Annotated in this window: 9 protein-coding genes; 5 read left to right on the plus strand and 4 right to left on the minus strand. The window is 42.4% G+C overall.

Annotated elements, in window-relative coordinates; all coding sequences use genetic code 11:
- Positions 1-194: 194 nt before the first annotated feature.
- The 4 genes from BM291_RS13675 to BM291_RS13690 are packed head-to-tail and all read left to right on the plus strand — an operon-like array spanning position 195 to position 6,698.
- A complete protein-coding gene (locus BM291_RS13675) occupies positions 195-2,936 on the plus strand; it encodes a DUF1553 domain-containing protein (RefSeq protein ID WP_092898360.1) in 2,742 nt (913 codons plus the stop codon).
- A gap of 1 nt (position 2,937) precedes the next feature.
- Positions 2,938-4,443 carry a DUF1501 domain-containing protein gene (locus BM291_RS13680; protein WP_092898362.1) on the plus strand — a complete coding sequence of 502 codons (1,506 nt, stop codon included), beginning with the start codon at positions 2,938-2,940 and terminating at the stop codon, positions 4,441-4,443.
- Positions 4,444-4,450: 7 nt separating this feature from the next.
- The gene (locus BM291_RS13685; protein ID WP_092898364.1) at positions 4,451-5,323 is read left to right on the plus strand and encodes a sugar phosphate isomerase/epimerase family protein; all 873 of its coding nucleotides are present in this window, start codon (positions 4,451-4,453) and stop codon (positions 5,321-5,323) included.
- On the plus strand, positions 5,316-6,698 hold the full coding sequence (locus BM291_RS13690) for a c-type cytochrome domain-containing protein (protein WP_092898366.1): 1,383 nt from the start codon (positions 5,316-5,318) through the stop codon (positions 6,696-6,698). Before BM291_RS13685 ends, BM291_RS13690 begins: the two co-directional genes overlap by 8 nt.
- 181 nt (positions 6,699-6,879) lie before the next feature.
- Here the strand turns inward: BM291_RS13690 and BM291_RS13695 are convergent, their stop codons facing one another.
- A complete protein-coding gene (locus BM291_RS13695; protein WP_092898368.1) occupies positions 6,880-7,233 on the minus strand; it encodes a Spx/MgsR family RNA polymerase-binding regulatory protein in 354 nt (117 codons plus the stop codon).
- A gap of 392 nt (positions 7,234-7,625) precedes the next feature.
- Between BM291_RS13695 and BM291_RS13705 the strand changes: the two genes are divergently transcribed.
- Positions 7,626-7,871 carry a type II toxin-antitoxin system HicB family antitoxin gene (locus BM291_RS13705; protein ID WP_092898372.1) on the plus strand — a complete coding sequence of 82 codons (246 nt, stop codon included), beginning with the start codon at positions 7,626-7,628 and terminating at the stop codon, positions 7,869-7,871.
- On the opposite strand, the gene hemL is transcribed toward BM291_RS13705, so the two are convergent.
- The 3 genes from hemL to guaA all read right to left on the minus strand — a co-directional run bounded on the left by hemL (position 7,866) and on the right by guaA (position 12,653).
- Positions 7,866-9,161, minus strand: a complete 1,296-nt coding sequence (hemL, locus tag BM291_RS13710; protein WP_092898374.1) for a glutamate-1-semialdehyde 2,1-aminomutase — start codon at positions 9,159-9,161, stop codon at positions 7,866-7,868. The two genes, BM291_RS13705 and hemL, sit on opposite strands and share 6 nt — an antisense overlap.
- A gap of 3 nt (positions 9,162-9,164) precedes the next feature.
- Positions 9,165-10,814: an ABC transporter substrate-binding protein gene (locus BM291_RS13715; RefSeq protein WP_092898376.1), complete on the minus strand. Its 1,650-nt coding sequence runs from the start codon at positions 10,812-10,814 to the stop codon at positions 9,165-9,167.
- A gap of 309 nt (positions 10,815-11,123) precedes the next feature.
- Positions 11,124-12,653 (minus strand): glutamine-hydrolyzing GMP synthase, encoded by a 1,530-nt coding sequence (guaA, locus tag BM291_RS13720; protein WP_092898378.1) that lies wholly within the window; start codon positions 12,651-12,653, stop codon positions 11,124-11,126.
- Positions 12,654-13,272: the final 619 nt, after the last annotated feature.

The following is a 13,272-nucleotide window of genomic DNA, read 5'->3' on the forward strand; positions in this document are numbered from 1 at the left end:
ATTTTTCACGATCAAATAATTTGTAGATCATCGCTCATCAGAAACCATCCCAAAATTGCACCCCCAATTAATCCAATCTACTTAAGCCAAAATTCCAGAATATTAGCGCATACTTATTCAGAATTACCTTAATGATATAAGCGGTTTTCGTAGTACCTCAGAATTCTTTACTTTTCAGATTCATTCCATTGCCCATGAATAACCTGAAAATAGCTGGCTTTCTCACCTTTGCCGTAATCATTGCCATTGCTGGCTTTATGATTTTTGGTCAGGAAAAAGAAGTAGATTTCAGCACGCAGATCAAACCCATTCTGAATAAAAACTGCATCTCCTGCCACGGAGGAGTGAAAAAGAGCGGGGGCTTCTCTGTGCTTTTCGAAGAAGAAGCTTTTGCAAATACTAAGTCAGGTCATCCTGCAATAATCCCTGGCGACCCAAATGGCAGTGAGATGATTCGACGCCTGACCGCTACTGATCCTGAAGTAAGAATGCCTTATGAGCGCTCTCCACTTTCTGAGGAGGAAATTGATCTCTTGAAAACATGGATTAAGCAAGGTGCTAAATGGGGAGAACATTGGGCTTACGACCCTGTACAAGCTCCTGAAACGATAGATCAAAAAACTAGCGCTGGATTCGCTGCTGACAACAATCCAACATCAACAAATACCATAGATTTTTATGTAGGCAAAAAGCTCGAAGAGCAGGAATTAGCTTTTTCAAAAGAAGAGCAACCTCTTAAACTCCTTCGAAGAGCTGCACTTGATATCACAGGCTTGCCTCCTACCAGCGAACTAGTAGGACAATTTTCATCAAAGAAAATCACCTATGAGCAGGCGGTAGATCAGATGTTAGCATCTTCCACTTTCGGAGAAAAATGGGCTACCTGGTGGCTTGATCTTGCGAGATACGCAGATACTAAAGGGTACGAACGTGATGTTTCCCGCACCATGTGGCCGTATCGGGATTACGTGATCCGAGCTTTCAATGACGACAAGCCATTTGATGAGTTTACTATCGAGCAATTGGCTGGCGACTTACTTCCTAATCCGACAGAGGAACAGCTAGCGGCGACAGCTTTCCATCGCAACACCATGAACAATGATGAAGGTGGTACAAACGATGAGGAATTCCGTGTAGCGGCTGTTCTCGATCGAGTGGGCACGACCTATGAAGTTTGGCAAAGTACAACCATGGCCTGTGTGCAGTGCCACAGTCATCCTTATGATCCGATCAGACATGAGGAATTCTATCAATCGGCTGCTTTTTTCAACAATTCCCGCGATGAAGACACACACGATGAGGAGCCTAGACTGAGGTTTTATTCCCCAGAGGAGAAAACTGAAATTGAGTCTGTCCTGACTTGGGTCAAAGAAAATGAAAGTGAAAAAGCTGCTGTAGAGCGCAAAAACTTCATGACTTTCCTTGAGCCAAAGTACCCTTCGCACAATGCTGTTGACTTCAATAATGCTGAGCTTATTGACACCAAGTGGCTGGGAATTCAGGCAAATGGCTCAGCTTATCTCAGAAAAGTAGATACTCGCGGCTCTGATCAGATGCTGATGTACTATGGCTCTGGACTTGATGGTAGTAAGATGACTATCCGAAAAGGAGGTCCTGAAGGAGAAGTTCTCGCTGAATTCCCTATTAATAAAACCAAAGGAGACATCATCCGAGCAATTCCTATTAAGCCCACATCAGGTCATGTAGATCTTTACTTAGAGGTCAAAAACTCAGGAGTAAAGTCCGATCAAAACGCAGCGAAATTTGTATGGTTTGCCTTTGTTCCTTCACTTGCTGGAAAGGACAAACCAGGCTTCAAAGATGTCCAGAGTTCATGGGAAACAGCTTTGAACTTCAGAGGAACTAAGCTTCCTATCCTAATCGAAAATCCAAGCTACATGGCCCGGGAGACTCGCGTATTTGAGCGAGGGAACTGGATGACTTTAGGAGAAAAAGTAAATCCAGAAATACCGAAAACATTGAACAACTGGAATTCAGAATGGCCTGCAAACCGCTTAGGTTTTGCCTATTGGCTCACTGATAAGCAGAACCCTCTAACTTCGAGAACCTTAGTAAACCGAGTTTGGGATCAGCTTTTTGGTCGAGGAATAGTAAGTTCGCTGGAAGATATGGGCACACAGTCTGATCCTCCCTCTCATCCTGAATTGCTCGATTACTTAGCTTGGAAAACCATGAATGACTACGATTGGAGCATGAAAAGCTTGATTCGGGAAATTGTCACTTCTGCCACCTACAAACAATCTTCAGCTATTTCGTCGGAGCTTTACCAGAAAGACCCACAAAATAAATGGTATGCTCGTGGTCCAAGATTTAGATTGAGCGCTGAGCAAGTTCGGGATCAGGCATTAGCTGTGGCAGGATTGCTCAGCGATAAAATGTATGGACCTGGAGTAAAACCACATCAACCAGAGGGTATTTGGGAAACAGTTTACAATGGTGATTCTTGGAACGAAAGTAAAGGCGAGGATGCGCACAGACGTGGCATTTACACGTTTTTGAAACGTACTAGCCCATATCCTTCCTTCATTTCTTTTGATGCAGCCAGTCGAGAAGTTTGCCTGAGCAGAAGAATAGTAACGAACACCCCACTTCAAGCTTTGGTCACGCTAAACGATCCAGTCTATCTGGAAGCGGCTTATTATTTGGCAGAGGATATGATCAAACAGGACGCTTCAAAACCGGAGAAAGGTATTGCTTACGGCTATCAAAAACTTGTGCTAAACCCTATTTCGGAGATGAAGCTAAAAACACTTTCCACACTCTATGATGGTGCATTAGCCGAATACAAAAGCAAACCTGAATCACTGCAGGCCTTCTTTACCATCAAAGATAAATCAACAAATCCTGAGCAAGCTGCGATGTCTGTCGTAGCCAATGCCCTGCTGAATATGGACGAATTTTTAACCAAACCCTGATATGCAAAGTCTCGATAGAATGCTCGCTGAGTTTGCGCAGCAAAAGTTGGAAAAGCAAACAAGAAGACATTTCCTGATGGATTGTGTGGCCAAAGTAGGTGGTCTCGCAATGGCTCCCCTTATGTTTGGTTGCAACCCAGGTTCTTCAGCAGGATCGGCAGGACTCAATCTAAGTCAGCGCGATTTGAATCCGCTTTCTCCTTTGCCACCGCCTTTTGGCGCCAAAGCAAAGTCAATCATATACCTCCACATGGCTGGCGCGCCATCTCAGTTAGAGCTTTTTGACTATAAACCTGAGTTGGCAAAGTATCACAATCAGCCATGTCCACAGTCATTATTGGAAGGAAAGAAATTTGCCTTCATTCGTGGAACGCCTAATCTCCTGGGTCCACAAGCCAACTTTTCTCAACATGGAAAGTCGGGTGCATGGATATCAGATTACATGCCCCATTTTCAAAAAATGGCAGATGATGTTTCCTTTTTGAAAGCAGTTCATACTGATCAATTCAATCATGGACCTGCGCAGCTTTTGATGCAAACAGGAAGTGCAAGGCTTGGTCGTCCTAGCTTAGGAAGCTGGGTGACATATGGGCTGGGCACAGAAAACCAAAATCTCCCGGGCTTCGTCGTGCTTACATCTGGAGGCAAAACACCTGATGCTGGCAAAAGCGTCTGGGGATCCGGATTTTTGCCATCCGTATATCAAGGCGTGCAGTGTAGATCGAAAGGAGATCCGGTTTTATACTTGGATGATCCAGAAGGAATGTCCAGAAACTTGAAGAAAAACGTCATTGACGCAATCAATACGGTAAACAAGGAGGAGTTTGACGCTTATGGTGATCCTGAGATTCTCGCCAGAATCAATCAATACGAAATGGCCTATCGAATGCAAATCGAAGTGCCGGAAGTCATGAACATCAACGATGAACCAAAAGCGGTTCATGAGTTATATGGTACAAATCCAGGCACAGAATCCTTTGCAAACAACTGCCTACTCGCTAGAAAATTGGTGGAAAAAGGAGTTCGATTTGTTCAATTGTATGATTGGGGCTGGGATACGCACGGAACTTCGCACGATGGATCGATTGATATGGGACTTCGAAATAAATGCCGTGAAATGGACAGACCAGTTTCCGCATTGCTACTCGATTTGAAACAAAGAGGAATGCTTGAAGACACGTTGGTAGTCTGGGGTGGCGAATTCGGAAGAACGCCTATGCAGGAAAATAGAGAAGGCAAAACCCAAAGTTTCCTTGGCAGAGATCATCATGGAGATGCCTTTACTATGTGGATGGCCGGTGGCGGCATCAAGCCTGGAGTCACCCATGGCAAAACGGATGATTTCGGATTCTCAGGAATAGAGGACAAAGTTTCTGTCCATGACATTCATGCTACTATCCTTCATTTGATGGGTTTTGATCATGAAAAGTTCACCTATGATTTCCAAGGACGTCCCTTCCGATTGACGGATGTGGAAGGTGAATTGATCAATAAAATATTAGCTTAAGACCTGCATGTTTACTCGAATCACCCTTCTTGCTTTTCTTTTTATTTTCTTTCTTTCTCCAGTTTTTGCACAGCAGCAACTCCTTTTCTTTCAAACTGATTGGGGGAATAACCTATCCATGGATGAGTTTTTAAAACGCACCAAAAACGATGGCTATAATGGAATTGAAACTTGGTTCCCATTCTCCCAGGATGTTCAAAATGAGCTGAAAGCGGGTTTAGAAAAATACGACTTGAAAGTTATTTTCCTTCATGGAACAAACAAAGGACTTCCCTATGCAGAAGCGCTTAAGGTCTATGAAGAAAACCTGCAAAAAATAATTACCTGGAATCCAGTTAAGATCAATTCCCATACAGGTTCGGATTATTGGACTTTGGAAGAAAACAAAGCTTTCATAGATATTACTACAATAGCCAGCAAAGAATCAGGGATCCCGATTGTACATGAGACACATCGAAGCAGATTTTCATTCAACGTCCCACTTACAGTAGAGATGATGAACCTGGCGCCCGAGTTACGATTAAACCTTGACATCAGTCATTGGATGGTAGTTCATGAGCGGTTGATAGACTTAAAGGATCCTTTACTGCAGCAAATCTTACCACGTGTAGATCACATTCACGCCAGAGTTGGTTTTGCCGAAGGCCCTCAAGTAAATAATCCTGCTGCTCCAGAATGGAAATCAGCATTGGACACACATTTGGACATCTGGGAGCATATCATCCGAAATTCCGGACAGGAAGTCTATACAATCACAACAGAATTTGGGCCTCCGCCATACTTGCCCACGGTGCCTTTTTCCAATGTCCCCATCGCTGATCAATGGGAAGCGAATGTTTTTATCATGAAAGCCATTAAAGCCCGATTCGCAAATGATTGATTTTATCTTGCCCCTGTTTGGGCGATTTCATCCGATCTTGGTTCACTTACCGATTGGTTTCTTAGTGTTTGGAGTAATCCTTATTTTCTGGTTTGGAAAGAAGTACAGCGCTTATGCACCCGTAATAGAATTAGCCTTCTTGTTCGGTGGGGTTTCGGCTTTGGCGGCAAGTATTAGCGGTTTTCTACACTATCAAAACGAAGGCTATGGCTGGGACACAGTCAAGTTTCACCTTATTTTAGGCATACTCACTACCCTCCTCGCTTTTGGTCTATGGTATCATTTGAAAAAGGCTGCAGCTACCCCAACACAGTTAAAGATCAAGGGAGCTAGTCTTTTGATGCTATTAACTATTACAGGACACTTGGGCGGGAATATCACACATGGAGATGATTACTTCACAGAAGTACTACCTCCAGCCTTACAATCACTTTTAGGCGGTGGAAATAGCATAGCCAAGCCACTTGAACTTCCTGCTGACAACTGGGAGGAAGTGGAATTCTACACTGGCGCGATACAGCCTATTTTGGATCAGAATTGCAAAAGTTGCCACAATCCTAACAAACTAAAAGGGGAATTGGATCTGAGTTCTTTCAAGGGCATACATAAAGGTGGTGAAGATGGAGCAATTCTGGAAGGAGAAAATGCAGAGAAAAGCGCTCTTTATTCCCGATTGATTTTACCAGAAGATCATGATGATCATATGCCTCCAAAGGATAAGCGTCAGCCTAGAAAAGAGGAAATAGAATTGATCAAAGCCTGGATTGAATCGGGATCTTCCGAAAAAACTAAGCTTGGCGATGCAGCCTTACATGTAAGTTTGGTGGAGCCATTTTTCAAGAAGAATGAGATCCCTTTTTATCCAATTGTGGATGTTCCTGCCCTTGGACAAGATTCTATTTCCAAGCTGAGAAAAGAGGGATTTTTTGCTGAAATAGTGAAGAAAGACTCCCCATTGCTGAAGGTCAGTTGCATCAACTTTCCAGCATTTTCGGATTCAGACTGGCATTTACTGCGCTCCGCACAAGATCAGATCGTTTACTTAGATTTGACTGGGACGGCAATTACTGATGCTCTTTTAGACCAAATAGCTCTGCTTCCTAACCTAACCGTTTTGAAGCTTAATCAGACAGCTATCGAAGGTTCTGGATTGGATAAATTGGCTGAAAACAAAAACTTAAAACTGCTCTATATCAATGACACCGAGGTCGGTTTTGATAAGCTAGGTGCACTTGATGGCCACCCAACATTAGAAAAAATATTCGCTTTTAACACAGCCGCAGCTAATTCGGGCAACTCTTCTCAGTTTAGCTTTCACATGGAAACAGGGAATCTGAGCTTGCCACCATTGGCGACGGATACCATAGTATATTGAAAAGCAACTCTCCCGCAAAGGCGCTACGGCGCAATTTATTTTATTGACACTTCAATATTAGAAGAATCTATAGCCGAATTTAAATTCTCCTAATTGAGGTTTTGAATAGCAAAACTCAAACAGCGATTATAAAAACCTTGCGCCTTTGCGCCGTAGAGGGAGACAAAAACTCGCTAACGCCTTAACTCAGATGCCCCTCAATCACTTCCTCATTAAAACCCAAGCTCAAACTCCCATCTTTGTAAACAATCACTGGACGCTTGATCATGCTTGAGTTCTCTTCCAGAATTGGGATAGCAGTTTCTTCGTTTTCAAGTGCTGATTTCTGCTCATCAGACATTTTTCGGTAAGTAGTTCCTTTCTTATTCACCAGAGAAGCAAGATCAGTTTTCTCCAAAAAACCTTCTAAAAGTGCAGCATCAGGCTTCTGCTTTTTATAGTCGATGAAGTCATACTTCACTTCTTTTTCCGCTAGGAAATCGAAGGTCTTCTTCATCGTATTGCAATTCTTAATTCCGTAAACTTTGATAGACATGAGATTTGTGATTTAAATGTTTGTGATTATCCGCAATGATGCCAGTTGCCTTAGATTCTTTGCTTATCTGGTCGGAAGACCGATGACCGAAGACCGAAGTGACCTCAATTATAAATTTGAACAAATTCTAGATTGCTTTTCCCTCTTTACTGGTAGAAAAGCGGATATACATATAAATGTTTTGGATTGGAAGCAGATTCTTGTGCTCAATTACTCAGGCTTAAAGGCTGGAAGACAGATGACGGACGACCGAAGCGACCTAACCAAACACCTTCTCTCGTTCTTTAAGAGCCGAATTTCTTCATTAACAAGAAAATTGTTATCCATTAATGATTTATTTTTTCATCAATTTATTTGCTAAATAGTTAAGGAATTCTCAAACCTTCAAAACAATGAGCAAATACGAAATCTTCGTTTACTGGAGTGAGCACGATGAGTGCTTTGTGTCAGAAGTCCCTGAACTGCCCTCAATCAAAGCACATGGTGACAACCAAACAGAGGCATTGGAAAATGCTCAGCAAGCAATTGAACTTTGGGTCAAAGTAACTAAAGAGGATGGGATAAAAATACCAAAACCCAAAGGCAAGCTAAAATATGCTCAGCTTGACTCTGGATTCTGGATTAATAAAAACCTATAGCCCCAATATCTCCACCATCGCCTCTTTATGAGCAACTAAGACCTGATCGATCACATCATCTTTCAGCGCTGTAGACAAGAACATACTTTCAAACTGGCTTGGTGCCAAGTAAACTCCACGCTTCAGCATGGCTTGGAAATATTTCCCAAATAAAGCCGTATCAGAATTCTTTGCAGTTTCAAAGTCAAACACTGGCTTATCAGTGAAAAACAAGGAATACATGCTTCCAATACGGTTGACAGTGTAATTCAACCCTAGCTCCTGATTGATGCTTTTAATGCCTTCAGTTAACTTCGTTCCGATGTGAGATAGCTCAGCATAGACATTTGGATCTGTATTCAAGTGATTCAGCATCGTCAAGCCCGCAGCCATGGCAATTGGATTACCCGAAAGTGTCCCTGCCTGGTAAACTGGGCCTGCGGGAGAAACAAACTCCATGATCTCTCTCTTTCCTCCATACGCTCCCACTGGCATACCTCCACCGATGATTTTACCCAAAGTTGTCATATCTGGAGTCACTCCAAATACTTCCTGAGCACCGCCTTTCGCCAAGCGGAAACCTGTCATCACTTCATCGAAAATCAGGAGAATCCCCTCTCTAGTACAGATATCGCGCAATCCTTGTAGGTAACCTTCCTTCGGAAGACATAATCCCATATTTCCCGGAACGGGCTCCAGTATCAGAGCCGCAATTTCACCTGAATTTGCAGCCACTAACTCTTCAATCGCTTCAAGATTATTATACGGAGCAATCAAGGTATCCTTGGCTGTTCCTTTGGTCACCCCTGGAGAATCAGGATCGCCCATCGTCATCGCACCAGAACCTGCAGCGATCAAAAATGAGTCACCATGTCCATGGTAATGCCCTTCCATTTTGATAAACTTATCTCGGCCTGTAAAGCCTCTGGCAACGCGTATCGCAGACATTGTCGCTTCGGTACCTGAATTCACCATACGGACTTTCTCGATAGAAGGAACCATGCTTACGATCAACTCAGCTATTTCCACTTCACGAGCAGTTGGAGCTCCGAAAGAAGTACCATCTTCCATCGCTTTGACTACTGCATCCTTTACCTTAGGATGGTTGTGACCAAGGAGCATCGGCCCCCAGCTATTGATTAGTTCGATGAATTGATTTCCATCCTCATCGTATAGATAGGCGCCATCTGCTTTTTTGATAAAAAGTGGCTCTCCGCCAACAGCTCTAAATGCACGAACAGGCGAATTCACTCCGCCAGGGATGAAATTTTGGGCTTTTGCAAAAAGCTCTTTACTCTTAGAAATATTCATTGGTTAATCTAAAGGTTTCAATTCCCCCGCTTCTAATGTAAACAGAGGTACATATTGATTATTGTGTGTGCCTTGAAAGTTGAATCCCCAAGTCAGTTGACCTGCTTGAAATGCTTTCTGATCAAGATTTCTTCTCAAATCAAAGCCTTTGCTATCCGACATATTGGATGCAACCCAGTTGATCATCTCCACGCCTAAGGCAGAGTTCATACTTGGGAAGGTCAGGTATTTACTATAGAATCTGTTCCGGAACTGCTGCATAGGCTCACCATAGAAATTCAAGGTATTATTGCCTATGAAATAGAAGTTCGGGAACTCAAGCATTTCGTAATTGGCGAAGTTGAAACCCAACCAAGAATCCATTACTAGAGTAGGAATGGAAGCGGTAATAGATTCCATCAGAGAAAAAGCTGGCTGAGCAATGGTAGGATCATCCGTAAGCAAGATTATCTGATCTACTCCCATACGAGACTGGCCTTGGCGAATTCCTACACCTTGTAAAAATGAACTGGCGTTGCTAGCAGTAATCTGCTCAAACTTTACCAATTGAAAACCTTCTCTTCCCAATTGATCTTGTAGCATTTTCGCCAGCATCTCATCACGGGAACTCGCGCTATATCCTATCGCAACTCTTTTACCCCAATTCTGCTTTTTTAAGCCTTCTACAACTCCATCCGCAATAGAACTTACCGTAGGTCTAAATAGGTAGCTATATTTCAATTCTTCAAATCTATCCCCCAAATTAGAGAGTGGATGCACAAACGGTATTTTGGACGTTTCGGCAAAACTGCTCACCAAGTCTGTTTCTTCCTGGTAAATAGGGCCAATAATAATATCTGCAGAACCAATAGCGGGATCTGCTAGTAAGTTTTTCAGATGTGCTACATCTCTTTTTGAGTCAAAAGTCAACATATTGACTTTCACTCCACTTTTCTTCAATTGCTCTACTCCGTATTGCAAACCTTGGTAAAGTTCGAACACAAAATCACTTTGTGGAATACTAGACAAATTCGTGCGGGAAGAGTTGGTAAAAGGTAAAATCACCACGATATCCAACACCTGATCCTTCACTACATTTCTGTTTTCGTTTGCTTTGCCTTGCAACTCATAATAAGCATCACGCTCCGTAGCCGAAAGAATGGTCTGAGACTCCAAAACGCGCTTCAATGCTTCTCCGAAACCTTTGTTTCCTTTGAATCCCTGAAGATTAGCAATCATAAAGCTGACGCTCACTTGCTTCAAATTATCGTAAGTAGCGTTTTCAGCCATCTCCATAATCTTATCATCTTTGATTCTTTTGATGATTTGAAGTGCTTCTACGTTTTGTTGGTTTTTGAAATAGGCTATTCCTAGTAGGTATTTAGCATCGTCAGATTTCGCCCAGCTGCCAGTAGCTACAGGTTCCAAAGCATCCACTGCTTGCGCCGGTTGATTAGCTCCAAGCAATGCCTCTCCCAGATGGAATGATGCGTAGTTAGCCAGATTACCGTACTCTTTCGGGTCAGTAAACTGCTTGAAAAGTGGGATCGCTTCCCAGTAATTTTTGGCAGCCAGTTCGGACTGAGCCTTGCGATAAGCATCCGGTGTGGGGATTTGAGCTATTGCTAAGCTCAAGATGAAAAATACCGGAATTATTAAAAGAAATTTTTTCATTATATCGAGGTGAATCAAACAACAAACAGGGAGTACAAATTTAACCCAATATTTTCAAACCCAAAGTTCAGGCCGAAAAGGGTTTGGAGCGAATAAGATTATCTTAATAGATGTCAATATCCTCATTTTCCTTGTTTTCTTAGACGGAAGACGGGAGACCGAAGTAGCATCAGTGCTTTATTTGCACTAATTATTAAGATGAATGCTGCTCTATAAAAAGCAAAACCCGAAGAATAATCTTCGGGTTTTTGAATATTTACCGGTGAAAGGTTTACAACACCTTCGAGGTTTTGAAAACCTCAAAGGAGGTTATTCCCACTCGATAGTAGCAGGTGGCTTAGAAGAGATATCATAGACAACTCTGTTTACACCTTTTACTTTATTGATAATTTCATTGGAAATCTTACCTAGGAACTCATAAGGAAGATGAATCCAGTCAGCAGTCATGCCATCTACAGAACCTACGGCTCTTAGTGCAACTACTTTCTCATACGTACGCTCATCTCCCATCACGCCTACAGACTGGATAGGAAGAAGCATCGCTCCTGCTTGCCAAACCTGATCGTAAAGCCCAGAATCTTTCAAGCCTTTGATAAAAATATAATCTACTTCCTGAAGTGTCTTCACCTTCTCGGCAGTGACATCTCCCAAAATACGTATTCCAAGCCCCGGACCTGGGAAAGGATGACGCCCGATGATTTTCTCTACAATCTCCAACGCTCTACCTACTTCTCTTACCTCATCTTTGAAGAGTGTATTCAATGGTTCTACCACAGAAAGCTTCATGAAGTCAGGTAAACCACCCACATTGTGGTGAGATTTGATCGTTGCAGAAGGGCCTTTTACAGAAATCGACTCAATCACATCTGGATAGATCGTTCCTTGTCCAAGCCATTTCACGCCTTCAAGTTTATTTGATTCTTCGTCGAAAACCTCAATGAATGCATTTCCGATCGCTTTTCTCTTCGCTTCTGGATCAGTCACGCCTGCAAGTGCGTCATAGAACTTCTGCTTAGCATCTACGCCAATCACATTCAAACCCATGTGCTTGTACGAATCCAACACTTCTTCGAATTCATTTTTGCGAAGCAATCCATTGTCTACAAACACGCAGATCAAATTCTCTCCAATTGCACGGTGAATTAGTGTAGCGGCCACAGAAGAATCAACTCCTCCAGATAAACCCATTACGACTTTATCAGAACCGATTTTAGCCTTCAGGTCAGCAATACTTGCATCGATGAAAACATCAGAAGTCCAATCCTGTGAACATCCACAGATTCCAACCACGAAATTTCTAAGAAGATTTTTCCCCTCCGAAGAGTGAGTTACCTCTGGGTGGAATTGAATCCCGTAAGTTTCTTCTTCCTTTATTTTGAATGCAGCCACACGAACTGAGTCCGTGCTAGCTATTACTTCAAAGTTATCCGGCAAATTCTTGATCGTATCCCCATGAGACATCCACACTTGCGAACCATGGCTCATTTCCTTGAGCAGGTCGTAATGCGTATCGATGTGGCTCAAGTTTGCTCGGCCATATTCTCTGATCTCAGATGGAAGTACTTCTCCGCCATATTTCTGAGCCAAAAGTTGAGAACCGTAACATACTCCCAAAAGTGGGAGTTTGCCTCTCAAACTATCTAAGTCCAAATCAGGAGAACCCGCATCTCTTACCGAGCATGGAGAGCCTGAAAGTATCACTCCTTTAATATCAGAGGTGATTTCTGGAACTTTGTTATAAGGGTGGATTTCGCAATAAACGTTCAGTTCTCTAACTCGTCGGGCGATGAGTTGTGTGTACTGAGAACCGAAATCGAGGATCAAGATTTGTTCTGCCATGCGCAAAGGTAATCAGGGCAGACAAACTGAGGAAATGATCTGAGAAATTTTACAGAATAATGTTTGGTATGTAAGGATTGAAAATTATAAATGTGATTATCCGCAATGATGCCAGTTGCCTTAGATTCTTTGCTTATCTGGTCGGAAGACCGATAACCGAAGACCGAAGTGACCTCAATTATAAATTTGAACAAATTCTAGATTGCTTTACCCTCTTTACTGGTAGAAAAGCGGATATACATAATTATAAAATTGGAAGATTGGAAAATTTGGTCACCATGAGCGTCCCTCATATTCTTATGGGATCGAAGGGTTGAAAGATCGAAGGGTTATTGGATTTGAAAATTGGGAGATTGAAAAATTATTGTGGTATCATAGTTTGATAGTGGAATGAGTTGGAACGTGGTACCACTTCATTATTCAAAATTCAGCATTGGACATTCATAATTTTTTGAATTAGAAATTAGGAGATTTAAGAATCGATAAACAAGAAAGCGTTGGTCACCCTTAGCGTCCCGCATAGCTATCGGGAATGAATGGCTGTAAGGTTCGAGCATAATTCTGAAAAACGACAAGCTATATCACCAAAAGTATAAATCTCAAAACCCTAACATCCTAT

The organism is Algoriphagus aquimarinus (assembly GCF_900112005.1).
GTDB classification, from domain to species: domain Bacteria; phylum Bacteroidota; class Bacteroidia; order Cytophagales; family Cyclobacteriaceae; genus Algoriphagus; species Algoriphagus aquimarinus.

What these genes read in the sequence shown, in the direction of transcription:
- BM291_RS13695 (WP_092898368.1), bottom strand. Translation starts at nt 7,233, where the DNA reads ATGTCTATCAAAGTTTACGGAATTAAGAATTGCAATACGATGAAGAAG.
- hemL (WP_092898374.1), bottom strand. Translation starts at nt 9,161, where the DNA reads ATGAATATTTCTAAGAGTAAAGAGCTTTTTGCAAAAGCCCAAAATTTC.
- guaA (WP_092898378.1), bottom strand. Translation starts at nt 12,653, where the DNA reads ATGGCAGAACAAATCTTGATCCTCGATTTCGGTTCTCAGTACACACAA.
- BM291_RS13685 (WP_092898364.1), top strand. Translation starts at nt 4,451, where the DNA reads ATGTTTACTCGAATCACCCTTCTTGCTTTTCTTTTTATTTTCTTTCTT.
- BM291_RS13715 (WP_092898376.1), bottom strand. Translation starts at nt 10,814, where the DNA reads ATGAAAAAATTTCTTTTAATAATTCCGGTATTTTTCATCTTGAGCTTA.
- BM291_RS13680 (WP_092898362.1), top strand. Translation starts at nt 2,938, where the DNA reads ATGCAAAGTCTCGATAGAATGCTCGCTGAGTTTGCGCAGCAAAAGTTG.
- BM291_RS13705 (WP_092898372.1), top strand. Translation starts at nt 7,626, where the DNA reads ATGAGCAAATACGAAATCTTCGTTTACTGGAGTGAGCACGATGAGTGC.
- BM291_RS13690 (WP_092898366.1), top strand. Translation starts at nt 5,316, where the DNA reads ATGATTGATTTTATCTTGCCCCTGTTTGGGCGATTTCATCCGATCTTG.
- BM291_RS13675 (WP_092898360.1), top strand. Translation starts at nt 195, where the DNA reads ATGAATAACCTGAAAATAGCTGGCTTTCTCACCTTTGCCGTAATCATT.